Origin of the sequence: Bradyrhizobium sp. BR 1432, assembly GCF_051547705.1 — a bacterium.
Taxonomy (GTDB): Bacteria; Pseudomonadota; Alphaproteobacteria; order Rhizobiales; family Xanthobacteraceae; genus Bradyrhizobium; species Bradyrhizobium zhanjiangense.
This window is the reverse complement of sequence record NZ_JBPUGF010000003.1, coordinates 8,388,491-8,410,873: the sequence shown is the minus strand read 5'-3', so window position 1 is coordinate 8,410,873 and position 22,383 is coordinate 8,388,491. Positions and strand designations below refer to the sequence as shown.

Genomic DNA, 22,383 nt, shown 5'->3' with positions numbered 1-22,383 from the left:
GCGTTTCGAATCAAGGCGCAGGGGAGCAGCTCATGGCAGCCGAAACCGTAACCCAGATCATTTCGATATCGCAGACGGCCGAAGCCGTCGCGGAGCAGACGTTCTACATTCCGATGACGGGACCCGCCGCCCGGCCGCGGCGGTCCCTCAAGCACGACGATACCTTCATCGTTCTCGACAGCCATGGCGACATCGGCGCTTCGGCGGGCGGGCCGGACGGGCTGTTTCACCACGACACGCGCTATCTGGCGCGGCTGGAGCTCGTGCTCGACGATCTCCAGCCGCTGCTGCTCGGCTCGAATCTGCGCGACGACAATTCGGCGTTGACAGTCGATCTGACCAATCCCGACATCTACCGTCAGGGCCGCCTCGTGTTCCAAAAGGATCTGCTGCACATCGTGCGCACGATCTTCCTGTGGCGCGGTGCCGCCTATCAACGCATCGGCGTGCAGAACCACGGCGACGCGCGCGCCAGCTTCGAGTTGACGCTGCTGTTCGACAACGACTTCGCCGACCTGTTCGAGGTCCGCGGCGAGCGGCGCCCGCGCCGCGGGACGGGCACGAGCCGGCTGCTAGGCCCGACCGACGTGTTGTTCGGGTATCGCGGCCTCGACGACGCCGAGCGCACCACCGGCCTGCATTTCGACCCGCGCCCGACGCGGCTGTCAGTCAATGCCGCGACATGGCAGCTCGAGCTCGACCCGCACGAGGCGAGATCGCTGTTCGTCGCCGTCTCCTGCAACCGGCCGGTGACGGAAAAGCCGGCGCGGTTCTTCCAGGGCCTCCTGGCGCACCGCCGCGAGATGCGGCGGTCGACCATGGGCGCCGCAAGCATCGAGACCTCCAACAACATCTTCAACGAGGTGCTGTGCCAGGCCATGGCCGACCTCAACATGCTGATGACGGAGACCCCGCAGGGGCGTTATCCCTATGCCGGCATACCCTGGTACTCGACGACTTTCGGCCGCGACGGCCTGATCACTGCGCTACAGATGCTCTGGGTCGATCCGCGCGTCGCCAGGGGCGTGCTCAGACGGCTCGCGCATTTCCAGGCGAAGGCGATCGATCCGCTCGCCGACGCCGCGCCCGGAAAGATCCTGCACGAGATGCGCGGCGGCGAGATGGCGGCGCTGGGCGAGGTGCCGTTCTCCCAATATTACGGCAGCGTCGATTCGACCGCGCTGTTCGTCCTGCTCGCCGGAAGCTATTTCGAGCGCACTGGAGACGAGGCCACGTTGATCGAGCTGTGGCCGGCGATCGAAGCGGGCCTCGCCTGGATCGACGGTCCTGGCGATCCCGATCAGGACGGCTTCGTCGAATACCAGCGCGCGACGGAGAAGGGGCTGGCCAACCAGGGCTGGAAGGATTCCTACGACGCGATCTTCCATGCCGACGGCCAGCTCGCGGAAGGCAACATCGCGCTCGCCGAGGTCCAGGGCTACGTCTACGCGGCCAAGCAGCTCGCCGCGCGCTGCGCGCTGCGGCTCGGCAAGCCGGACCGCGTGCGCCAGCTCGAGGCCGAAGCCAAGGCGCTGGCCGAGCGCTTCGAGAAGGCGTTCTGGTGCGAGGAGCTCGGCACCTATGCGCTCGCCCTCGACGGCAGGAAGCGCCCCTGCAAGGTGCGGACCTCGAATGCCGGGCAGGTGCTGTTCAGCGGCATGATCCGCGAGGATCGCGCCCGTCTCGTCGCCGCCGATCTGATGCGGCCGCATTTCTACTCGGGCTGGGGCATCCGCACCGTCGCGCAGAGCGAGGTGCGCTACAACCCGATGTCCTATCATGACGGCTCGATCTGGCCGCACGACAACGCGCTGATCGCGCTCGGGCTCGCGCGCTACGGCCTCAAGCATTCGGTGGCGCATGTCTTCAAGGGGCTGTTCGACGCGGCGACCTATATGGACCTGCGCCGGCTGCCCGAATTGTTCTGCGGCTTCCGGCGCGAGAAGCGGCGCGGCCCGACGCTCTATCCGGTCGCCTGCGCACCGCAGGCCTGGGCCAGCGCGACGCCGTTCACGCTGCTGGAGGCGGCGCTGGGCATCGAGTTCGACGTGGCACGCTGTGAGATTCGCCTGCGCAATCCGCATCTGCCGACGTTCCTGAACGAGGTGATCCTGCGCGATCTGCGTCTGGGCGGGTCCAGCGTGGATCTGCGCGTCAGCCGCCACGGCGACGACGTGGCGCTGGAGGTGTTGCGCACGCGCGGCCAGATCCAGGTCTCGATCGTGCTGGCGCGCTAGCGGCGCGCCGTGAGGAGGGTGCGATGCGTGCGATCGGAGCACTGATCCTGGGCATAGCCATCGTCTCGGGCCTGGCGGTGGCGACCTCGCGCGCCGCGGAGGATCAGCCCGCGGGCGCGAGCGAAGCGAATGCGCCGCCGACGGCACAGCCGCCGGCCTCGACCGTTCCGGTCACCCCCAAGGATGCCGCCCCGCCGCCCTCGGTGACCATCATCGGCGCAAGCGAGGCGCATGGCGTCCTCGGCCGCGACGTGCGCAGCGCCGCCGGCGAAGACATGGGCCGCATCGTCGACGTCATCGTCGATCGCACCGGCCATGTGCGCGCGGCGGCGATCGATTTCGGCGGCTTCCTCGGCGTCGGCAGCCGCAAGATCGTGGTGGACTGGAACGCGCTGCGCTTCGGCAAGATCGCCAACAAGAAGGACAGCATCACGCTGGAATTGACCAAGGCGCAGGTCGCGGCGGCGCCGGAATACAAGGAAGACACGCCGATCGTCGTGCTCGGCGCGTCCGGCAGCCTTCAACCGCTGCAAGCGATTCAGTGAGGTGCCCGGAGGGCTGACCGCCTGTGCTGTTGTCGAGAAAGCCGAAACATGCAGATCGCGACGGCCGCGTTGAGCAGAACAACGTCGCCGCGTCGCCGGCTGCAGGCCTTCCGGCACCGTCGCGCCAGAGCCTGCGCGGGCTCGACTGGTTCGTCTTCTTCCTTGCCGATGTGCAGACCGGATTCGGTCCGTTCATCGCGGTTTATCTGACGACGCAGAAATGGACCCAGGTCGAGATCGGCCTCGTGCTGTCGATCGGTGGCATCGTCGCCCTGATCGGGCAGATGCCGGGCGGCGCGATCATCGATGCGGCAAAATCGGAACGGCTGGTGGCCGCCCTTGCGATTGCCACCATCGGCTGCTGCGCGCTTGCCTACGCCGCGATGCCGATCTTCCCCGTCGTGGTGACCGCCGCCACCCTGCATGCGATGGCGAGTTGCGTGCTGGGGCCGGCGATTGCCGCGATCAGCCTCGGCCTGGTCGGCCCGCTCGCGATCGGCGAGCGCCTCGGCCGCAATGCCCGCTTTGCCTCGCTCGGCAACGGCGTTGCGGCGGCGGTGATGGGCACTGCCGGGTACCTGCTCTCGAGCCGCTCGGTCTTCCTGGTCACCTTCCTGCTCGCGATCCCGACCCTGATCGCGCTTTCGCGCATCCGCGAGCACGAGGTCGACATTAGACGCTGTCACGGCGAGATGCCGCCTGAGGCCGCCGATCGCGGCGACACCAATGTCTGGCACCTGATCCGGCAGCGTCCGCTGATCGTGTTCGCGCTGAGCGTGCTCTTGTTGCAGCTCGCGAACGCCGCAATGATGCCGCTGATGGCGAGCGCGGTGACGGCGCGGTCGAGCCAGTGGGCGACGGTGCTCGTCGCCTTTTGCATCGTCGTTCCGCAAGCGATCGTGGCGCTGCTGTCGCCGACCATCGGGCGCAAGGCGCAACTCTGGGGCCGGCGGCCGCTGCTCCTGATCGGATTCGGCGCGCTGACGATTCGCGGCCTGTTGTTCGCAACCGTGCGCGATCCCTATCTGCTCGTGCTGGTGCAGGTGTTCGACGGCCTCACCGCGGCCGTGTTCGCGGTGATGATTCCGCTGATCGTCGCCGACGTCGCCTTCGGCAGCGGTCACTTCAACCTGGCGCAGGGCATCGTCGGCACGGCGACCGGCATCGGTGCGTCCTTGAGCACCGCGCTTGGCGGCTATGTCAGCGACAAGTTCGGCAACGCCACCGCCTTCATCGGACTGTCCGGCATCGCCGCGATGGGGCTTCTGCTGATTCTGTTCGTGATGCCCGAGACGCGGCGCGCGGGTATGATCGCGGCCAAAGAGATGGCCGGCTGACGAATTCAGCCGGCCAAGGAAAAGTCGAGTGGGTGGGGAGGAGGTCGTCGAAATCAGGCGTCCAGATTGTGCAGGCGCTGGCGGTTGCGCAGCACGATTTGGCGCGCGCCCGAGAAGCCCAGGATGCCCTGGGTGTGAAGCTGCGACAGCGCACGCGACACGGTCTCGAGCGTGAGGCCGAGATAGTCGCCGATGTCGCGGCGGCACATCGGCAGCGCCATCATGCCAGCAACGGCGAGGCGGCGGTCCATTTCGAGCAGGAAGGTCGCAACGCGCTCCATCGCGGTCTTGCGCCCCAGCAGCAGCATGTGGTCCTCGGCGTGGCGCAGCTCGGAAGCCGTCATGGCCCAGAGCTTGCGGGCGACCTGGACGTCGATGCCGGCGGCCTTCTCGAGGCTGGCGCGCTTCACGAGGCGCACGGTGGTGTCGATGATGGCTTCGGCGGCGAGGCGGTGACTGGCGCCGGATTCGAGCCCGAACACGTCGCCGGGAAGATGGAAGGCGCCGATCTGGCGGCGGCCGTCGGAGAGAAGCTTGTAGCTGCGCACCGCGCCGGTGATGACCTGATAGACATATTCGGCCGGCTCGTCCTCGCCATAGATCTCCTCGTCCTTGCGGTAGGAGAACTCCGTGGCGACGAGGCCGACATGGCCCGTGATCGCGCCGAACTGGTCGGTGACGGGATGGGCAGGAGCAATCTTGCCACCAATCTGGGTATTGATTGCCTTGGTGTTGATCGTCTGGGTCAGCATCTGCGCCATCTCCGTTGTGATGACGCATTGGTACGCGGTATCGGGGGCTTCGAAAATTTCGAGCGATATCTTAAGGGGGTTGCCTTACGTAGAATCCCGTAGGTCAGGCGCGGGGGTGGTCCTGGATGGCGCGGCGGATGCGCTTGAGCAGGTTTTCGTCGAGAAGCGGCTTCAGGACCACGTCTTTCACCCCCGCCGCGGCCGCCCGGGCCGAGATGTTCTCGTCCGGATAGCCGGTGATCAGGATCACGGGGGTCTCGCTGTCGGACTGGCGCAGCCGGCCGGCGAGCTCGATGCCGTTGATGTCGGGCATCTTGTAGTCGATCACGTAGCAGTCCGCGCCCGGAGCACCGCTCGCGTTGAGCAGGGCCGTGCCGCTCCTGAAGGTCCGCACGGCAAAGCCGTCGGTCTCCAGTAGGAACCGCAGGGATCCCAGGACGGCGGCATCGTCGTCGACCACATAGACGGTGGGTTTTGTGGGAGACGACGGCCGCGCATGGTGTGAGCTGACCTCGATCATGCTGCTTGACTAGCACGGGTCTCGCCAAGGGCCTTGACCTGCCTCAAGGCGACCTGGCTCAATCGTTGAGCATGCCGGCGCGCATCGCCATGCGGACCAGCTCCGAGAGGCTGCCCGCCTGCATCTTGGTCATCACATTGGCCCGGTACACCTCGATGGTCCGCGGGCTGATGTCGTATTCGCGGGCGATCAGCTTGTTGGAAAGGCCTGCGATCAGTCCCTCCATGACCTGGCGCTCCCTCGGGCTCAAGGAGGCGACGCGGGCGGCGATGTCCTGCGAAATGGCCTCACTCTTGGCCGCCGGCTCGGCCTGGCGGATCGCCGTCTCGATCATGGTGATGAGACGATCGTCCTCGAAGGGTTTCTCCAGGAAGTCGACCGCCCCAAGCTTCATTGCCTCGACCGCGAGCGGCACGTCGCCATGCCCGGTCATGATCAGGATTGGAAATGGGCTGTTCTGCGCCTTCATGCGCTTCAGAAGCTCGATCCCGTCAAGGCCCGGCATGCGCACGTCGGAGACGACGCAGCCGAAGGCGAGGCCGGGCAGGGTGTCGATGAAATCTTTCGCATTGTCGAACAGCGTGACGCCGAAGCCGGAAGAATCCAGCAGGAAGTTCAGCGAGTTCCCGCATCGCAGCGTCGTCGTCGATGACGTAGACATGTCCCTTGTTGGTCATGAATCAGTTCTCGTCGGCTGCTGGCAAGGTGAAGCGGAATGTCGCCCCGCCCGATGCGTTGCTCTCGGCCCACATGCGGCCGCCGTGAGCCTCGATGATCGAACGGCTGATCGACAGCCCTACGCCCATGCCGGTTTCCTTGGTGGTGAAGAAAGTTTGAAACAGGTTTGGAATGACGTCGTCCTGGAAGCCGGAGCCGGTGTCGGAAACCTCGACCTCGATCATGTCGTCGGCAACGGGCTTGTTGGCCACCACGAGCTCTCGCCGCGGCGACTGTGCCATCGCTTCCAGCGCGTTGCGGAACAGGTTGACCAAGACCTGCTGGACCTGCACGCGGTCGGCCAACACGAGGTCCGCCTTCGGATCGAGATTGAAGCGGAGCTGGACATTCTGCTCGCGCGCGCCGGCGAGCCCGAGCGCGCCGGCCTCCTCGATCAGCTTGGACAGGCTCTCAATCCGCTTCTCCGACTCGCCGCGGGAGACGAAGTCGCGCAAGCGGCGGATGATCTGGCCGGCGCGCAAGGCCTGCTCCGAGGCGCGGTCCAGCGCGCTTTCGATCTTCGTCGTATTCGGGTCAACACTGCCGGCAAGCAGGCGCCGCGATCCCTTCATGTAGTTGCTGATCGCCGCCAGCGGCTGGTTGAGCTCGTGGGCGAGCGCCGAGGCCATCTCGCCCATCGCGGTCAGCCGCGAAACGTGGACGAGCTCCGACTGCAGCTGCTGAAGCCGCGCCTGGGTCTGCTGATGTTCGGTGAGATCGCGCACGAAGCCGGTGAAATAGAGCTCGCCGCCCCGTTGCGTCTGCCCGACCGAAAGGTGCATCGGGAACGTCGTGCCGTCGCGGCGCTTGCCGGTCACGATGCGGCCGATGCCGATGATGTGGGGATCGTTGGTCTTGAGGTAACGCACGATATAGCTGTCGTGACGCGATTGATCAGGCTCCGGCATCAGAATGCTGACGTTCCGACCAATGGCTTCCTGCCTGCTGTAGCCGAACAGCCGCTCCGCGGCGCTGCTGAAGAGCTGCATGATGCCGCGCGAATCGATCACGATCATCGCGTCTGGCACCGTTTCGAGAATCGAGCGAAGATGATTCTCCTGAGAGCGCAGGGCCTCTTCCAGATGTCTTTCCTCGTTGATGTCGAGGAATATCCCGCTGAGGTGACGTGGCGAGCCGGAATCGTCTCGGATCACGCCGGCCCTGGCCCGGATCCATTGGCCCTTCCCCGCAGGACCGCCAACCTTGAAGGACACGTCGAATCCTGCGCCGCTCTCCGAGCTGCGCTCGATTCCCTGCAAGACGCGGTCCCGATCGCTGGGGGCCAGCAGCGACAGAAAGAGATCGTGGCTGATGGCATCATCCCCCTCGAGGCCAAACAGCCGCTTGGACATCTCGGACCATTCAAGGTCCCGAGTTCGCAAATCGAGATCCCAGGTGCCAACCCCGAATCCTTCGATGCGGAGCCGGAAATGCTCGCCCCGACCATCGTCTGCCGGATGGGTTACGCGGGTCGGCGCCAAACTTCACTCCTCGCTAAAGCGCGGTCGGCAGGATGCGCTTACCGCTCATGACAATGTCGCTCAAGGTTCGTTCGGAGGCAAGCCGGATTGAATTCATTGGCGGAATTCCTGCGACATGACGGCCGGCGATTTGATCTATCTCATCCTGCCTTGCGTCGGCGAGGCTAGATTTCGCGGCAGTTCATTGCCTGCCGGAGAATCCCGATGACATACGCGACCGTGATGGTCAGCCTGGCGCTCGATCAGTCCAACGAGGCGCGCCTTCAGGTCGCGGGCGAGCTCGCCGAGCGATTCGAGGCGGCCATCGTCGGCGTTGCCGCGGCTCAGTTCGCGCCGCCGCTTTATTTCGCCGACGGCGCTGAAGCACAAGTGCTGATCGAGGATGGCGAAGCCTCCGTCAAGCGGCGGCTCGCCGGTCTCGAGGCGCAGTTCCGCGCCGCCACCAGGAATCGCGGCGGACACGCGGAGTGGCGCAGCGCCATGGATTTTCCGACGCGTTTTGTCCTGGAGCAGGCGCGCTGCGCCGACATCGTCATCAGCGGCGGACAGAGCCCCGCCTTCTCTGACGCCTTTGCGCTCGCAAGCGCCAAGGACCTGGTGATGCAGGCTGGCAGGCCGCTTTTGGTCGTTCCCGATAACGCCAATTGGCTCGATCTGCGCAGCGTGCTGGTGGCGTGGAAGGACACGCCGGAGGCGCGGCGGGCAGTCGTCGACGCGTTGCCGATGCTGCGCAAGGCGAGGGACGTCACCATCGTCGAAATTCCGGAGCAGGGCGACAACCGCTCGGTCGTGATGGCCGGCGTCAGCGACGTGGCCGCCTGGCTCGCCCGTCACGGGGTCACCGCGACAGCGCGCGTCTCGGAGGCGGGGCGGAACGAAAGCGCTGCCGCGCAATTGGACAAGGTCGCCGGCGATGTTGGCGCCGGCCTGATCGTTGCGGGCGCCTATGGTCATTCGAGATTTCGTGAACTGATCCTGGGCGGCGTCACCCAGTATCTGGTCACACAATCTGCCCGCAGCGTGCTGCTGTCGCACTGAGGGCCGGCCGCCCGGCCAGTAGCGACTCGAGGAGGACGCGCCATGTACAGATTTCTCGAACAAACCGTCGACCGCTACATGACACGCAACGTAAAAACGGTGCAGCGCGACCGCGACTTGCTCGAGCTCAGCGAGATGTTCGAGACCGACGACTTCAACTCGTATCCGGTCGTGGATGACGGCCAGGTGGTCGGCATCGTCACCAAGTTCGACATCCTGAAGTGCTTCGCCTTCACGCCGAGCCAGATGCTGCCGCGCTATCCCGACTTGATGAGTTCGCAAGATCGGCGACGTCATGACACCCGAGTTCATCTATGTCGGCCCCGAGACGCGGCTGACGCGCGTGCTCCAGATCATGGTCGAGCATCGCATCAGGAGCATCATCGTGCTCGACGGCGCGCAGAATCTGGCCGGAATTATCGCCCGCGAGGACGTCATCGCGGCGCTCAAGGCGACGGCGCGGGACTGACGCGATGCCTTTCCCCTTCTCCCCTGTGGGAGAAGGTGGCGCGAAGCGCCGGATGAGGGGTATGTCTCCACAGAGACACCGTTCCCCGCCGCACCAACCCCTCACCCAAGCGAGTTTGCCGCGCTGTCCTCGCTGCCCTCTCCCACAAGGGGAGAGGGCACTTCAACTGGCCGTACCGAAAAAATACGGAGGAACCCAGAAAATATTCGTCGGCTACGGCTAACCTCCAAGGCCATCTTGATTTCAATCAATTCCCCGCGAGGGTGAATGTGGTTTCTGGCATCGTGTTCTTTCGAGAGAATCCGCATGAGCCAGCCCTCCATCTCCAAATCCATGACCATCGGCGAAAGCGGCCTGTCTGTCGTGTTTGCAGTCGCCGCCTTCCTCTGCGTGATCGCTGCGGCCAAGGCGCTCGATGCGCCCTTTGCCTTCCATGCTGCGCTCAGCGCGGCGGCGAGCCTGGCTGCGGTGTTCTTTATCGTGAACCGCTATTTCGAACGGCCGGCCACGCTGCCGCCGGCGGAGATCAATGGCCGGCCCAACTACAACATGGGGCCGATCAAGTTCACCGCCTTCATGGCGATGTTCTGGGGCATCGCGGGCTTCCTCGTCGGCCTCATCATCGCCTCGCAGCTGGCCTGGCCCGCGCTGAATTTCGACCTGCCCTGGACCAGCTTCGGCCGTCTGCGGCCGCTGCACACCTCCGCGGTGATCTTCGCCTTCGGCGGCAACGTGCTGATCGGCACGTCGTTCTACGTCGTGCAGAAGTCCTGCCGCGCGCGCCTGGCCGGCGATCTCGCGCCCTGGTTCGTCGTGATCGGCTACAACTTCTTCATCCTGATCGCCGGCACCGGCTATCTGCTCGGTGTCACCCAGTCGAAGGAATATGCCGAGCCGGAATGGTATGCCGACCTCTGGCTGACCATCGTCTGGGTCGCCTACCTGCTGGTCTTCCTCGCCACCATCTTCAAGCGCAAGGAGCCGCACATCTTCGTCGCGAACTGGTTCTATCTCGCCTTCATCGTGACGATCGCGGTCCTGCATCTCGGCAACAATCCGGCGCTCCCGGTCTCGGTGTTCGGCTCGAAGTCCTATGTCGCCTGGGGCGGCATCCAGGACGCCATGTTCCAATGGTGGTACGGCCATAACGCGGTCGGCTTCTTCCTGACCGCCGGCTTCCTCGCCATCATGTACTACTTCATTCCGAAGCGCGCCGAGCGGCCGGTCTATTCCTACCGGCTGTCGATCATCCACTTCTGGGCGCTGATCTTCCTCTACATCTGGGCAGGTCCCCACCACCTGCACTACACGGCACTGCCGGACTGGACGCAGACGCTCGGCATGACCTTCTCGATCATGCTGTGGATGCCCTCCTGGGGCGGCATGATCAACGGCCTGATGACGCTGTCGGGCGCCTGGGACAAGCTGCGCACCGATCCCGTGCTGCGCATGCTCGTGGTCTCCGTCGCCTTTTACGGCATGTCGACCTTCGAAGGTCCGATGATGTCGATCAAGGTGGTCAACTCGCTCAGCCACTACACCGACTGGACCATCGGCCACGTGCATTCCGGCGCGCTCGGCTGGGTCGGCTTCGTCTCCTTCGGCGCGCTCTACTGCCTGGTGCCGTGGGCCTGGAATCGCAAGGGCCTCTACAGCCTGAAGCTCGTCAACTGGCACTTCTGGATCGCCACCCTCGGCATCGTTCTCTACATCTCGGCGATGTGGGTGTCCGGCATCCTCCAGGGCCTGATGTGGCGCGCCTACACCTCGCTCGGCTTCCTCGAATATTCCTTCATCGAGACCGTCGAGGCGATGCATCCCTTCTACATCATCCGCGCCGCCGGCGGCGGCCTGTTCCTGATCGGCGCGCTGATCATGGCCTACAATCTCTGGATGACCGTCCGCGTCGGCGAGCAGGAAGTCCAGATGCCCGTCGCTCTTCAGCCGGCGGAATGAGGAGCTCAAGCAATGTCATTCTGGACACGCCATCAAGTCTTTGAAAAGAACTCGATCATCCTGGTCGTCGGCATTCTGCTCGTGGTTGCGATCGGCGGTCTCGTCGAGATCACTCCGCTGTTCTACCTCAAGAGCACGATCGAGGCGGTCGACGGCGTCAGGCCTTACACGCCGCTGGAATTGGCGGGGCGCAACGTCTACGTCCGCGAAGGCTGCTATCTCTGCCATTCGCAGATGATCCGCCCCTTGCGTGACGAGGTCGAGCGCTACGGCCACTTCTCGCTCGCCGCCGAGAGCATGTTCGACCATCCGTTCCAGTGGGGCTCGAAGCGCACCGGTCCCGACCTTGCCCGTGTCGGAGCGAAATATTCCGACGACTGGCACGTCACCCATCTGACCAACCCGCGCGCCATCGTGCCGCAATCGGTGATGCCGGGCTATCCGTTCCTGAGCCACACCGAGGTCGATCCGGACACGATCGCCGACCACATGCGCACCTTGAAGGCCGTGGGCGTGCCCTACACCGACGACCAGATCGCGAGCGCAGGCGCCGACCTGAAGGCCCAGGCCGATCCGGACAATGCCGGCGGCGATGCCTTCAGCAAGCGCTACGCCAAGGCCGTCGTGCGCAACTTCGACGGCAAGACCGGCACGCCGACCGAAATGGACGCGCTGATCGCCTACTTGCAGATGCTCGGCACGCTGGTCGACTTCAAGCTCTACAACGAGAAAGCCAATCTTCGCTGAGAAGGCATCAACGATGAAAGCTATCCTGACAGTCCATAATCTCGCGTCCGAGCTGGTGACGACGATCTGGACGCCGGTGTTCGTCGCGATCTTTCTCGCGATCATCGCCTACGCATTTTGGCCCCGTAACAAGGCTGCGTTCGACGAAGCAGCACACCTGCCGTTGCGGGAGGAGTGAGAGACCATGACCGATCATAGCGAAGTCGATACCGTCACCGGCAAGTCCACGACAGGACACGAATGGGACGGCATCAAGGAGCTCAACACGCCGCTGCCGCGCTGGTGGGTGATCGCCTTCTATCTCACCATCGTCTGGGCGATCGGCTACTGGATCGTCTATCCGGCCTGGCCGCTGATCGCCAGCAACACCACGGGCGTGTTCGGCTATTCGTCGCGCGCCGACGTCGCGGTCGAGCTCGCCAATCTCGAGAAGATCCGCGGTGACAAGATGTTGGCGCTGGGCGCCGCCTCGCTGGCCGACATCGAGAAGGACCCCGCGCTGCTCGCGCTCGCCCGTGCCAAGGGCAAAACCGTGTTCGGCGACAATTGCGCGCCGTGCCACGGCTCCGGCGGCGCCGGCGCCAAGGGCTTCCCGAACCTGAACGACGACGACTGGCTGTGGGGCGGCACGCTCGATCAGATCATGCAGACTATCCAGTACGGCGCGCGTTCCGGCCATGCCAAGACGCATGAAGGCCAGATGCTCGCCTTCGGCAAGGACGGCGTGCTGAAGGGCGACGAGATCGTCACGGTCGCCAACTATGTGCGGTCGCTGTCGGGCCTCTCGACCCGCAAGGGCTTTGATGCCGCCAAAGGCGAGAAGATCTTCGCGGAGAATTGCGTCGCCTGCCACGGCGACGGCGGCAAGGGCAACCAGGAGATGGGCGCACCGAACCTGACCGACAAGATCTGGCTTTACGGCTCGGACGAGGCGAGCCTGATCGAGACCATCAGCCAGGGCCGCGCCGGCGTCATGCCGGCCTGGGAAGGGCGGCTCGATCCCGCCACCATCAAGGCGATGGCGGTCTACGTTCATTCGCTCGGCGGCGGCAAATAAGCCGATCCACGGCCAACGACTTCCGGCGGGGGCGAAGAAAAGCGCCCCCGTTTGCGTTGGATCAAGGGACGTGCCGGCGCCGAGTTTAGGTTTGATCGCACCTCTTGAGAAGATTCCGCGATGAACAAGACCGTCAATCCGAACGAACTCAAGCCGGCCGACGACAACGCGCCGCTCTATGCAGCCCGCAAGAAAGTCTATCCCCAGAGCGTCTCCGGCACATTCCGCCGGATCAAATGGGGCCTGATGGCGTTCTGCCTCGGCGTCTATTATCTCCTTCCGTTCGTGCGCTGGAACCGCGGCCTCGGCGCCCCCAGCCAGGCCGTGCTGATCGATCTCCCCAACAGCCGCTTCTACTTCTTCTTCATCGAGCTGTGGCCGCAGGAGGTCTACTACTTCACCGGCCTGTTGATCGTCGCCGCGGTCGCGCTGTTCCTGATGAACTCCATCGGCGGCCGGATCTGGTGCGGCTACCTCTGTCCGCAGACGGTGTGGACCGACCTGTTCTATGCCGTCGAGCGTCTCGTCGAGGGCGACCGGCGCGAGCGGATGAGGAAGGACAAATCGTCCGAACCCGCTGAAGCTTGAGCGCATCTCCGAGATCGTGCTCAAGCACTCGATCTGGCTGCTGATCGCTTGGTGGACCGGCGGCGCCTGGGTGCTCTATTTCAACGACGCGCCGACGCTGGTCAAAGAGCTCGTCACCTTCCAGGCGCCGATGATCGCCTATGTCTGGATCGGCATCCTCACCGCATCGACCTATGTCCTCGCCGGCTTCATGCGCGAGCAGGTCTGCACCTATATGTGCCCCTGGCCGCGGATCCAGGCGGCGCTGACCGACGAATGGGCGCTCAACGTCACCTATCGCTACGACCGCGGCGAGAAGCGCACCTCGGTGAAGAAGGCCGCCGAGCTGCGCGCCCTCGGCCAGCAAGTCGGCGACTGCGTCGACTGCTATCAATGCGTCGCGGTTTGTCCGACCGGCATCGATATCCGCAACGGGCCGCAGCTCGAATGCATCCAGTGCGGGCTCTGCATCGACGCCTGCGACAACGTGATGACCAAGATCGGCCGGCCGAAGCGGCTGATCGGCTACGACAACGACATCAACATCCAGCGCCGTCAGGAAGGCAAGGCGCCGATCTACCGCATCGTCCGTGCCCGCACGGTCGTCTACAGCGCGATCATCGCGGCGGTCGGCGGCATCATGATCTATACGCTCGCGACCCGCAGCCTGCTCGACGTCAACGTCCTGCACGACCGCAATCCGGTCGCGGTCAAGCTCAGCGACGGCTCGATCCGTAACGCCTACACGGTGCGGCTGCTGAACAAGAGCGGCTACGACCGCGTCATCGCCATCGACGTGGAGGGGCCAGTCAACCCGACGATGCACGTCGTCGGCGTCGATTCGGTGACGCCGGACCGCCCGATCATCGTGATTCCGCGCGACTCCACCAGCGAGCTGCGGCTGCTCGTCACCGCACCGGCCGAAAATAATCCGGAGAAGTCGATTCCGGTCCGCTTCCACGTCATGGACATCGGACTGGGCGTCGCCGCGAGCGCCACCGACAATTTCGTCTCGCCTTAAGGATCAGGAGACAGCCATGGCTTCCAAGCCGCTGACCGGAACCAAGGTGTTCCTGATGTTGGTCGCCTTCTTCGGTCTCGTGATCGGCGTCAACGTGACCATGATGAAGCTCGCGATCGCGACGCTGCCCGGCACCGACGTCGACAGCCCCTATGCCGCGGGCCTCACCTATGACCGCGAGATCTCGGCGGCGCAGGACCAGGCGCTGCGCAAATGGAAGGTCAACGCCCATATCGAGCGCCGCAGCGACGGCGGCGCCGTGCTTCAGGTCGAAGCACGCGATGCGGGCGGCCAGCCGATCGCCGGACTGAAGTTCGGCGGCCGCCTGGAGCGGCCGACCGACAAGCGCGCCGATCTCGCCGTCGAGCTCACGGAAGCCGGCATCGGCATCTATCGCGGCCATGCCGCCGCCGTCGCGCCCGGCCAGTGGGATCTGGTGATCGAGGGCGAGGCGCGGGGGGCACGTGTGTTCCTGTCGCGCAACCGCGTGATCCTGAACTGAAGGGATTTCGTCATGCAGGTCACGCGGGATTTTTCGCACTACGTCCGGACCGCGGGCGAGGGCCTCCAGCACATCGATCTCGCCGTTGAAGGCGTCCATTGCGCCGGCTGCATGGCCAAGATCGAGCGCGGGCTGTCCGCCATCCCTGATGTCACCCTGGCGCGGGTGAACCTCACCGACCGCCGCGTCGCGCTGGAATGGAAGGCCGGCACGCTCGATCCTGGCCGATTCATCGATCGGCTCGAAGAGCTCGGCTACAAGGCCTATCCGTTCGAGACCGAGAGCGCGGAGGCAACCGAGGTCGCCGAATCTCGCTTCCTGCTGCGCTGCCTCGGCGTCGCCGCGTTCGCCACCATGAACGTGATGATGCTGTCGATCCCGGTATGGTCGGGCAACGTCTCCGACATGCTGCCCGAGCAGCGCGACTTCTTCCACTGGCTCTCGGCGCTGATCGCCTTGCCGGCGGCGGCCTATGCCGGTCAGCCGTTCTTCCGTTCGGCCTGGCGGGCGCTTGCAGCGAAGACCACCAACATGGACGTGCCGATCTCGATCGGCGTGATCCTCGCGCTCGGCATGTCCGTGGTCGAGACCGTCCACCACGCCGAGCACGCCTATTTCGACGCCGCGATCATGCTGCTGACGTTCCTCCTGGTCGGCCGTTTCCTCGACCAGAACATGCGGCGGCGGACCCGTGCGGTCGCCGGCAATCTCGCGGCGCTGAAGGCGGAGACAGCCGCGAAGTTCATTGGTCCCGACGAGATCTCGCAGGTGCCGGTCGCCGCGATCCATCCCGGCGACATCGTGCTCTTGCGGCCCGGCGAACGCTGCGCGGTCGACGGCACCGTGATCGAGGGGCGTTCCGAGATCGACCAGAGCCTGATCACCGGCGAGACGCTCTATGTCACGGCCGAGCAGGGCACGCCGGTCTATGCGGGGTCGATGAACATCTCCGGCACGCTGCGGGTGCGGGTCTCGGCGGCGTCGGAGGCGACGCTGCTCGCCGAGATCACGCGGCTGCTCGACAACGCGCTCCAGGCGCGCTCGCGCTACATGCGGCTCGCCGACCGCGCCTCGCGCCTCTACGCGCCTGTCGTGCATGCGACTGCGCTCCTGACCATCCTCGGCTGGGTCATCGCCGGCGCGAGCTGGCATGATGCGATCGTGACCGGCGTCGCCGTGCTGATCATCACCTGTCCCTGCGCGCTCGGGCTCGCGATCCCGACGGTGCAGACGGTGGCCTCGGGCGCGATGTTCAAGGCGGGGGTGCTGCTCAATGCGGGCGACGCAATCGAGCGGCTGGCCGAAGCCGACCATGTCATCTTCGACAAGACCGGCACGCTGACGCTGCCCGATCTCGAAGTCATGAATGCCGCCGACATCCCTGCCGATATCTTCGCGCTCGCCGGCCGCCTCGCGCTGTCGAGCCATCATCCGGTCGCAGCCGCAGTTGCGCAGGCTGCCGGTGCGAAGTCTCCGATCGTCGGCGCTGTCGAGGAATCCGGTCAGGGCGTCCGCGCGACCGTCGACGGCGTCGAGCTTCGCCTTGGCCGTCCGTCGTTCTGCGGTGCCGAGACGCTGGTCGGCGGCGCCACGCTCGATCCCGAAGCCTCGATCGTGGCATTCAGCAAGGGCAACGAAAAGTTCATCCTTTCCGTCCGCCAGGGCCTGCGCCCCGACGCGCAAGGCGTGATCACGGCGCTGAAGGCGCGCAACATCGGCATCGAGATCCTTTCCGGCGACCGTGAGCCAGCGGTGAAGGCGGCGGCGCACGCGCTCGGCATTCCCGAATGGCGCGCCGGCGTCACGCCGGCCGACAAGATCGCGCGGATCGAGGAGTTGAAGCGGCGCGGCGCAAAAGTGCTGATGGTCGGCGACGGCATGAATGATGCGCCGTCGCTGGCGGCGGCCCATGTCTCGATGTCGCCGATCTCCGCCGCGCATCTGAGCCAAGCCACCGCCGATCTCGTCTTCCTCGGCCGGCCGCTCGCTCCAGTCGTCGCCGCCATCGACTCCGCGCGCAAGGCGCTGCATTTGATGCGGCAGAACCTCTGGCTTGCGATCGGATACAATGTGCTTGCTGTTCCGGTTGCGATCAGCGGTGTCGTGACCCCCCTGATCGCGGCGGCCGCCATGAGCGGATCGTCGATCCTGGTGATGCTCAATTCGTTGCGGGCGCGCAGCGCCTCGCGGGAGATCGTGTGATGGAGATCCTGGTCATTCTGGTCCCGCTGGCGCTGGCCCTCGGCGGTGCCGGTCTCATAGCTTTCCTCTGGTCGCTGCGGAGCGGCCAATACGACGATCTCGACGGCGCTGCCTGGCGCGCGATTGCCGACGACGAGCCTCCGCAGCAGGCGCCGACTAGCGCTAGCGCTTCAAGTCAATCGTAAGCAGAGCTGCGGCCGCGAGAGCCAGACCCACGCCGGCCACGCAAGCCTGCCAGCCGAAGGCGTCGAACAGCCGTCCGAGCACGGCCGTGCCGACGAGCCCGCCGCAGAAATAGCAGGCGAGATAGGTGCCGCTGGCGATGCCGCGGCCGTCGGTGGCCGCCTGTCCGACGAACCCGGTGGCGGTCGCTTGCGCGAAGAACGTGCCGACGCCGACCAGGACCATCCCCGCGAGCACCGCGCTCAGATGCGGCGTCAGCATCAACGGCAAACCTATCCCGGCGACGGCGAGCGAGCCCCAGATCGTGGGCCGTGGTCCGAGGCGCGATGCTATTCTGCCCGCTAGCAATGTCGTGAGCACCGAGGGCAGGAAGACGACATAGACGAAGCCCAGACCCATCATGCCGAGCGATAGCGGCGGCCGCACCAGAACGAAATTGACGAAAGTGAAGGTGCCGATGAAGGCGAACAGGATGCAGAAGCCGATGCCGTAGGCGGCGCGCAATCGCGGGTCGCGCCAATGTGCGAACATCGCGGCGAGCGGCGATTCCGTCGCGCTCATCGCATGCATCGGCTGGACGTGCTTGATGGTGAAATAGACCAGCGCCGCGCCGGCGAGATTGAGGGCAGCGAAAACGTAGAAATTCCACGCGAGGCCGAGGCCATCGGCGACGGCCGCCGAGATCAGCCGGCCGACGAGATTGCTGGCGACGTTTCCGGTGATATAGGCGGCAAACGCGCCGCCGGCGTCCATCGCGCTGCATTGCTCGCCGAGATAGGCGAGCGTCAACGCGAAGGCGGATGCCATGCAGAGGCCCTGAGCAACGCGTAAGGCGGTAAAGACGGCAAGATTGGGTGCGGACGCCAGGAGGCTCGTCGGAATCGCAAGAAGTGCCAGGCTGAGCAGGATGCCGTTCCGACGATTGATATGTGGGCTGAAGAAGCCAACGACGAGGCTCGCGACGGCCATGCCGAAGGTGCTGGCATTGACCGCGAAGCCCATCGCCGCCGGCGTGACGCCATAGTGGCGCGTCAGCGAGGGTAGGATCGCTTGCGTCGCGAACAGGTCGACGACGGTCAGGAATGCGGTGAGGCCGATAACGAGCGAACGCAGCGCGAGATCTGCGGAAAGCCCATCCATGGGCACCGCGCCCGGTTTGATCGGGGTGGAAAGATCGATCATGGCACGCTTGTCCTGTGAGGGACGTGGCGCCCGGCATGAGATCCGGGCACCACATCGGGTGACGAATGCGCCGGGGGCCGAGCTACATGTGGTGGTCGTTCGGGTCCTTGCGGACGTCGCCGACATAGAGAATGACGGTCTCCTTGCCGAGGTTCTTCCACCAGTGCGAGGTGCCGAAGACTTCGGGACGGATGTCGCCGGCCTTGTGCACGATCGGATCGGCGCAGTTGGAGGCGTATTCGACGATCTCGCCCTGCTGCACGAAGATCAAAGCGGGGCGGTCGTCATGGCTGTGCCAGGGCACGATGCCGCCGGGCGCGATCGTCAGCTTGCGGAAGCGAAGCTCGCGGCCCTCGATATGGGCCGGCTGCTTGCCGAGGTCGATCGCGCCGAGCGTGACGTCGGTGACGCCGACCGGCTTGTAGTCGACCATCTGCTGGGCGTTCGGCTTGATCTTGTCGGCGGGGCACGCGCCGGCGAAAACCGGTGTCGCAAATGTCAGCGCCCCGAGAACGGCAACGCCTGTCCAAACCACGCGCGACACGATGTGATGCCTAGACATGGGAACTCTCCTGTGTTGGCCGCAACCGTGGTGGTCGCCGGCTATGGCAGGAGCTTCGTCGAGACCGCGTCGATGTTGAAATGCCGGCTCGCTTTCGATGCGATAGCCCGGCGCTATGTTGATGCGCCGCGGCTATCGAACCGATTGGGCATCGGCATTTCCGCCTCCGGGGGATCTGGCGTCCGATGACAGGGCGCCCGATTGGCGGGCGTTCACGTCAATCCGGAGGAGCATCTCATGACGAAAGTGTCCAAAACCCTGATCTTTACCGCGGCCTTCGCGGTGATCGCCACGTCGGCTTTCTCGGAGGCCGCCTGGGACTTCAAGGCTGGCATGGCTTACGTCTATGGCGGACCTGGCAAGATGTCGGCGATGGCCATGGCGCCGGCCGAGAAGAACCACGACGCCATGATGAAGAACGCGAAGAAGGTTCCCGACAATACCGTCTTCTTCACGGACAAGGGTACGCTGTACTCCACATCGGGGCGGCTGGATCCGACCGGCAATTTCTACGTGAACTGATCACGTGCGCAGGACGGCCGCCCCCTTGCGGGCGGCCCGACCACGCAACTAATATTCGTCCCCTGAACGCCGGAGCAGAAGATGACGTCTCTCTCGCCCGCCGACGCCGAACAGCTCAGGCTTGCCTTCCAGCGCTGCCGTGACATGGATGGTACGCTGAACGACCAACTCCGCGCCTATGCCGACGCCAGCCGCAAGGTGTTCCCCGCCTATGGCGAGGCGGTCGATCGCCTGGTCGCGCGGTTAAACGGAAACGGGGGTGGTGAGACGGCGCCGCGTCCGGGCGATGCGATGCCGCCGTTCATGCTGCCCGACGAGAGTGGACGTCTCGTCGCGCTGAATGCGCTGTTGGAGAGCGGCCCGGTTGCGGTGATGTTCTTCCGCGGTCATTGGTGCCCGTATTGCCGGCTCAATGTCCGCGCGGTAGTCCAGGCACTCGGCCGCATCAAGGCGATAGGGGCACAGGTCGTCGCAATCGTGCCGGAGACTCAGGAATATACGCGGCAGCTCAAGTCAGATGCCGGTGCGCCGTTTCCAATCTTGACTGATCTCGACAACGGCTACGCGCTCTCGCTCAATCTCGCGATCTGGCTCGGCGCCGAGATCCAGCATCTATTGTCCTATCAGGACATGGCGAAATTCCACGGCAATGACGGCTGGGTGCTGCCGATCCCGGCCGTGTTCGTGGTCGGACGCGACGGCCTCGTGAAGGCCCGCTTCGTCGATCCCGATTTCCGCAAGCGCATGGAGATCGATGATCTCTTGGCCGCGCTGGAGGATGCACGCAGGGGAAAGCTGAGCTTCGCATAACGCGCTTTCTTCCCTTCTCCCCTTGTGGGAGAAGGTGGCGCGAAGCGCCGGATGAGGGGTTCTCTCTGCGCCCTCGATGCAAAAGACTAGCGCGCTGAGACAACCCCTCACCCGTCTCGCCGCTGTCGCGGCGAGCCACCCTCTCCCGCAAGGGGAGAGGGGAAGAAAGAGCGTCCGCACTAAGGCCTGTTTACAGTCGCTAGTTTGCGAGGAAAGCCGCGACGAGATTGAGGAGGCCGGCAAAGCAGGCGTCTGTCTTTTCGTAGCGAGTTGCGATGCGGCGGAATGCCTTGAGCTGGCAGAAGAAGTTCTCGACCAGGTGGCGCCATTTGTACATTTCGGCGTCGTGCGGGATGCGCCCGGCGCGGTCGGCCTTGGACGGGATGACCGCTGCGGCGCCGCGTTGGTTCAGATTGGCGCGCAGCCAGTTATTATCGAAGGCCTTGTCGCCGATCAGCGCTTCAAAATCGAGGCCAGTGATCAAAGGCTCGACGCCAATGCTGTCGTGACGCTGGCCGGGCAGCAGGGTGAAGCGAATGAGATTGCCGAGTGCGTCGACCAGAGCCATGATTTTGGTAGTCAGGCCACCACGCGAGCGGCCTATGGCCTGATTTTGAGTCCCCTTTTGCCCCGGTGCCATGTTGGTGGACCCGGACGAGTGTGCCGTCGATCAGGACATATTCGAAATCGGGATCGTCACAGAGAGCTTTGAAGACCCGCTCCCAGACCCCCTTCTGCGCCCAGCGCCAGAAGCGCGTATACACTGTGAACCACTTGCCGAACGCTTCCGGCAGATCTCGCCACGGCGAGCCCGTGCGCGCAATCCAAAGAACTGCTTCGATAAAGAGCCGGTTGTTACGCCCGGTGCCGCCGGGATCACCGGCTTTGCCAGACAATTCCGGCGCAATCCGCTCCCACTGCGCATCGCTCAACATCAATCGAATCAAGGCTGATCTCCAATTTTCAGCCTTGAATCAATTTTCTACTGATTTGGGAATCCTGTCTGTAAACAGGCCTTAGCCCGCCAGCTCTCGCCAGTCCGCGCCGCGCAGCATGCGCATCACGGCATTGCCCACTGCCGTGCGCTGCCGGCCGGCCACCCCGTAAAGGCTGACAGTACGGCGGGCGTCCAGCCCCGTCACGGCGGCGCGTGTCAGCCGTTCCGGCACGGGCGAGGTGTGCGGCAGCATGGCGATGCCCATGTCGGCTTCGACCAGCTCGATCAGATCGCGCTCGTTCGAGACTTCGTGGCCATGTTCGATGTCGATGCCGTGTTCGCGTAGGCTCGCAGAGATCCGGCCGGAATGCTCGCAGAACGTCCGGCTCAGAAGCTGCTCCGATCGCAAGTCCTCCAGTTCGACCGAGCTGCGGCCGGCCAGCCGATGGCCATCGCCGACGACGAGCTCAAAAGTTTCCGTGAAGAGGGGCCAGACGTCGAGCCGCTCCCAGGCCTCGTCGATCTCGGCGGCAATCCCGAGCTCGGCCTCGCCCTTCTTCAGGAATTCGCCGACCTCGCGGCTCGTCCCGCGCAGGAAGCGGAATTCGAGCCGATTGAACTGCCGCCTGATCTGGTTGAGATGGGGAATGAGCAGCGACAGATCGATCGAATGTGTCAGCGCAATGCGGAGCGCGCCGATCTCGCCGCTCTTGAAGGAGGAGGCGAGGGAACGCGCGCCGACGGCGGCGTCATAGCACTGCTTCAAGAGCGGATGCATGCGCTGGCCGAGCTCGGTCAGCTGCGCAGCGGGCCGCTCGCGACGAAACAGGTCGCCGCCGAGCTCGGCCTCGAGCTGCTTGATCGCGCGCGTCAACGACGGCTGCGTCACGTTGCACTCCTCGGCGGCACGCGTGAAGTTCAACAGCTGCGCCACCGCGAGGAAATAGCGGACCTGATGCATTTCCATGGATCGGCTCCCCAGCAGGATCGGGCAGCAAAACTCTAGCCGATCGGGGCAGGGAATGACATCCCGGCCGCA

At 64.8% G+C, this 22,383-nt stretch carries 19 protein-coding genes and 4 pseudogenes; 15 read left to right on the top strand and 8 right to left on the bottom strand.

The window, feature by feature from the left end; all coding sequences use genetic code 11:
- The first annotated feature begins 32 nt into the window (after nucleotides 1-32).
- Genes ACSKB8_RS40635 through ACSKB8_RS40625 form a run of 3 tightly spaced genes read left to right on the top strand, consistent with a single transcriptional unit; the run spans nucleotide 33 to nucleotide 4,119 of the window.
- Complete coding sequence (locus ACSKB8_RS40635) at nucleotides 33-2,237, top strand: amylo-alpha-1,6-glucosidase (protein WP_438110176.1); 2,205 nt, start codon at nucleotides 33-35, stop codon at nucleotides 2,235-2,237.
- A 23-nt stretch (nucleotides 2,238-2,260) separates the two neighbouring features.
- Nucleotides 2,261-2,782 (top strand): PRC-barrel domain-containing protein, encoded by a 522-nt coding sequence (locus ACSKB8_RS40630; RefSeq protein WP_165405311.1) that lies wholly within the window; start codon nucleotides 2,261-2,263, stop codon nucleotides 2,780-2,782.
- A gap of 23 nt (nucleotides 2,783-2,805) precedes the next feature.
- Nucleotides 2,806-4,119, top strand: coding sequence for an MFS transporter (locus ACSKB8_RS40625; protein WP_438110174.1), 1,314 nt, complete (start codon nucleotides 2,806-2,808; stop codon nucleotides 4,117-4,119).
- 53 nt (nucleotides 4,120-4,172) lie between these two features.
- Here ACSKB8_RS40625 and ACSKB8_RS40620 read toward each other — a convergent pair whose 3' ends face one another.
- The 4 genes and pseudogenes from ACSKB8_RS40620 to fixL form a co-directional block, all read right to left on the bottom strand.
- The gene (locus ACSKB8_RS40620) at nucleotides 4,173-4,871 is read right to left on the bottom strand and encodes a helix-turn-helix domain-containing protein (RefSeq protein WP_176945822.1); all 699 of its coding nucleotides are present in this window, start codon (nucleotides 4,869-4,871) and stop codon (nucleotides 4,173-4,175) included.
- Nucleotides 4,872-4,974: 103 nt separating this feature from the next.
- Complete coding sequence (locus ACSKB8_RS40615; RefSeq protein WP_438110172.1) at nucleotides 4,975-5,391, bottom strand: response regulator; 417 nt, start codon at nucleotides 5,389-5,391, stop codon at nucleotides 4,975-4,977.
- Nucleotides 5,392-5,449: 58 nt separating this feature from the next.
- A pseudogene (fixJ, locus tag ACSKB8_RS40610) lies at nucleotides 5,450-6,068 on the bottom strand (response regulator FixJ).
- 3 nt (nucleotides 6,069-6,071) lie between these two features.
- A complete protein-coding gene (fixL, locus tag ACSKB8_RS40605) occupies nucleotides 6,072-7,589 on the bottom strand; it encodes a sensor protein FixL (protein ID WP_438110170.1) in 1,518 nt (505 codons plus the stop codon).
- Between the two features lie 204 nt (nucleotides 7,590-7,793).
- Between fixL and ACSKB8_RS40600 the strand changes: the two genes are divergently transcribed.
- The 10 genes and pseudogenes from ACSKB8_RS40600 to ccoS all read left to right on the top strand — a co-directional run bounded on the left by ACSKB8_RS40600 (nucleotide 7,794) and on the right by ccoS (nucleotide 17,333).
- Complete coding sequence (locus tag ACSKB8_RS40600) at nucleotides 7,794-8,627, top strand: universal stress protein (RefSeq protein ID WP_438110168.1); 834 nt, start codon at nucleotides 7,794-7,796, stop codon at nucleotides 8,625-8,627.
- A 42-nt stretch (nucleotides 8,628-8,669) separates the two neighbouring features.
- Nucleotides 8,670-9,096, top strand: a pseudogene (locus ACSKB8_RS40595) (CBS domain-containing protein).
- A 306-nt stretch (nucleotides 9,097-9,402) separates the two neighbouring features.
- Complete coding sequence (gene ccoN, locus ACSKB8_RS40590; RefSeq protein WP_128935213.1) at nucleotides 9,403-11,052, top strand: cytochrome-c oxidase, cbb3-type subunit I; 1,650 nt, start codon at nucleotides 9,403-9,405, stop codon at nucleotides 11,050-11,052.
- Nucleotides 11,053-11,064: 12 nt separating this feature from the next.
- Nucleotides 11,065-11,799 (top strand): cytochrome-c oxidase, cbb3-type subunit II, encoded by a 735-nt coding sequence (gene ccoO / locus ACSKB8_RS40585; protein WP_128943989.1) that lies wholly within the window; start codon nucleotides 11,065-11,067, stop codon nucleotides 11,797-11,799.
- Nucleotides 11,800-11,812: 13 nt separating this feature from the next.
- On the top strand, nucleotides 11,813-11,977 hold the full coding sequence (locus ACSKB8_RS40580; RefSeq protein WP_063691463.1) for a CcoQ/FixQ family Cbb3-type cytochrome c oxidase assembly chaperone: 165 nt from the start codon (nucleotides 11,813-11,815) through the stop codon (nucleotides 11,975-11,977).
- Between the two features lie 6 nt (nucleotides 11,978-11,983).
- Nucleotides 11,984-12,856: a cytochrome-c oxidase, cbb3-type subunit III gene (gene ccoP / locus ACSKB8_RS40575; protein WP_438110166.1), complete on the top strand. Its 873-nt coding sequence runs from the start codon at nucleotides 11,984-11,986 to the stop codon at nucleotides 12,854-12,856.
- A 120-nt stretch (nucleotides 12,857-12,976) separates the two neighbouring features.
- Nucleotides 12,977-14,444 (top strand): annotated as a pseudogene (gene ccoG, locus ACSKB8_RS40570) (cytochrome c oxidase accessory protein CcoG).
- 16 nt (nucleotides 14,445-14,460) lie between these two features.
- A complete protein-coding gene (locus tag ACSKB8_RS40565) occupies nucleotides 14,461-14,946 on the top strand; it encodes a FixH family protein (protein ID WP_438110164.1) in 486 nt (161 codons plus the stop codon).
- 12 nt (nucleotides 14,947-14,958) lie between these two features.
- The gene (locus tag ACSKB8_RS40560) at nucleotides 14,959-17,148 is read left to right on the top strand and encodes a cation-translocating P-type ATPase (RefSeq protein ID WP_438110162.1); all 2,190 of its coding nucleotides are present in this window, start codon (nucleotides 14,959-14,961) and stop codon (nucleotides 17,146-17,148) included.
- A complete protein-coding gene (gene ccoS, locus ACSKB8_RS40555) occupies nucleotides 17,148-17,333 on the top strand; it encodes a cbb3-type cytochrome oxidase assembly protein CcoS (protein ID WP_091892724.1) in 186 nt (61 codons plus the stop codon). The genes ACSKB8_RS40560 and ccoS overlap by 1 nt, the downstream gene beginning before the upstream one ends.
- Here the strand turns inward: ccoS and ACSKB8_RS40550 are convergent.
- Entirely contained in the window at nucleotides 17,311-18,513 is a 1,203-nt protein-coding gene (locus ACSKB8_RS40550; protein WP_438110160.1) for an MFS transporter, read from the bottom strand. The two genes, ccoS and ACSKB8_RS40550, sit on opposite strands and share 23 nt — an antisense overlap.
- Before the next feature lie 82 nt (nucleotides 18,514-18,595).
- Nucleotides 18,596-19,075, bottom strand: coding sequence for a cupin domain-containing protein (locus tag ACSKB8_RS40545; protein ID WP_438110159.1), 480 nt, complete (start codon nucleotides 19,073-19,075; stop codon nucleotides 18,596-18,598).
- Nucleotides 19,076-19,312: 237 nt separating this feature from the next.
- On the opposite strand from ACSKB8_RS40545, the gene ACSKB8_RS40540 reads away from it, so the two are divergent.
- Both ACSKB8_RS40540 and ACSKB8_RS40535 read left to right on the top strand, forming a co-directional pair.
- A complete protein-coding gene (locus ACSKB8_RS40540) occupies nucleotides 19,313-19,597 on the top strand; it encodes a hypothetical protein (protein ID WP_438110158.1) in 285 nt (94 codons plus the stop codon).
- A gap of 81 nt (nucleotides 19,598-19,678) precedes the next feature.
- On the top strand, nucleotides 19,679-20,407 hold the full coding sequence (locus ACSKB8_RS40535) for a peroxiredoxin-like family protein (RefSeq protein ID WP_128943981.1): 729 nt from the start codon (nucleotides 19,679-19,681) through the stop codon (nucleotides 20,405-20,407).
- Nucleotides 20,408-20,606: 199 nt separating this feature from the next.
- Here ACSKB8_RS40535 and ACSKB8_RS40530 read toward each other — a convergent pair.
- Both ACSKB8_RS40530 and ACSKB8_RS40525 read right to left on the bottom strand, forming a co-directional pair.
- Nucleotides 20,607-21,342 (bottom strand): annotated as a pseudogene (locus tag ACSKB8_RS40530) (IS5 family transposase).
- A gap of 81 nt (nucleotides 21,343-21,423) precedes the next feature.
- Entirely contained in the window at nucleotides 21,424-22,311 is an 888-nt protein-coding gene (locus tag ACSKB8_RS40525; RefSeq protein WP_091892731.1) for a LysR family transcriptional regulator, read from the bottom strand.
- Between the last annotated feature and the right edge of the window lie 72 nt (nucleotides 22,312-22,383).

Excerpts from the sequence above, each read along its gene's own strand:
- ACSKB8_RS40635 (WP_438110176.1), top strand. The coding sequence starts at position 33 with ATGGCAGCCGAAACCGTAACCCAGATCATTTCGATATCGCAGACGGCC.
- ACSKB8_RS40630 (WP_165405311.1), top strand. The coding sequence starts at position 2,261 with ATGCGTGCGATCGGAGCACTGATCCTGGGCATAGCCATCGTCTCGGGC.
- ACSKB8_RS40620 (WP_176945822.1), bottom strand. The coding sequence starts at position 4,871 with ATGCTGACCCAGACGATCAACACCAAGGCAATCAATACCCAGATTGGT.
- ACSKB8_RS40615 (WP_438110172.1), bottom strand. The coding sequence starts at position 5,391 with ATGATCGAGGTCAGCTCACACCATGCGCGGCCGTCGTCTCCCACAAAA.
- ACSKB8_RS40600 (WP_438110168.1), top strand. The coding sequence starts at position 7,794 with ATGACATACGCGACCGTGATGGTCAGCCTGGCGCTCGATCAGTCCAAC.
- ccoN (WP_128935213.1), top strand. The coding sequence starts at position 9,403 with ATGAGCCAGCCCTCCATCTCCAAATCCATGACCATCGGCGAAAGCGGC.
- ccoO (WP_128943989.1), top strand. The coding sequence starts at position 11,065 with ATGTCATTCTGGACACGCCATCAAGTCTTTGAAAAGAACTCGATCATC.
- ACSKB8_RS40580 (WP_063691463.1), top strand. The coding sequence starts at position 11,813 with ATGAAAGCTATCCTGACAGTCCATAATCTCGCGTCCGAGCTGGTGACG.
- ccoP (WP_438110166.1), top strand. The coding sequence starts at position 11,984 with ATGACCGATCATAGCGAAGTCGATACCGTCACCGGCAAGTCCACGACA.
- ACSKB8_RS40565 (WP_438110164.1), top strand. The coding sequence starts at position 14,461 with ATGGCTTCCAAGCCGCTGACCGGAACCAAGGTGTTCCTGATGTTGGTC.
- ACSKB8_RS40560 (WP_438110162.1), top strand. The coding sequence starts at position 14,959 with ATGCAGGTCACGCGGGATTTTTCGCACTACGTCCGGACCGCGGGCGAG.
- ccoS (WP_091892724.1), top strand. The coding sequence starts at position 17,148 with ATGGAGATCCTGGTCATTCTGGTCCCGCTGGCGCTGGCCCTCGGCGGT.
- ACSKB8_RS40550 (WP_438110160.1), bottom strand. The coding sequence starts at position 18,513 with ATGATCGATCTTTCCACCCCGATCAAACCGGGCGCGGTGCCCATGGAT.
- ACSKB8_RS40545 (WP_438110159.1), bottom strand. The coding sequence starts at position 19,075 with ATGTCTAGGCATCACATCGTGTCGCGCGTGGTTTGGACAGGCGTTGCC.
- ACSKB8_RS40540 (WP_438110158.1), top strand. The coding sequence starts at position 19,313 with ATGACGAAAGTGTCCAAAACCCTGATCTTTACCGCGGCCTTCGCGGTG.
- ACSKB8_RS40535 (WP_128943981.1), top strand. The coding sequence starts at position 19,679 with ATGACGTCTCTCTCGCCCGCCGACGCCGAACAGCTCAGGCTTGCCTTC.
- ACSKB8_RS40525 (WP_091892731.1), bottom strand. The coding sequence starts at position 22,311 with ATGGAAATGCATCAGGTCCGCTATTTCCTCGCGGTGGCGCAGCTGTTG.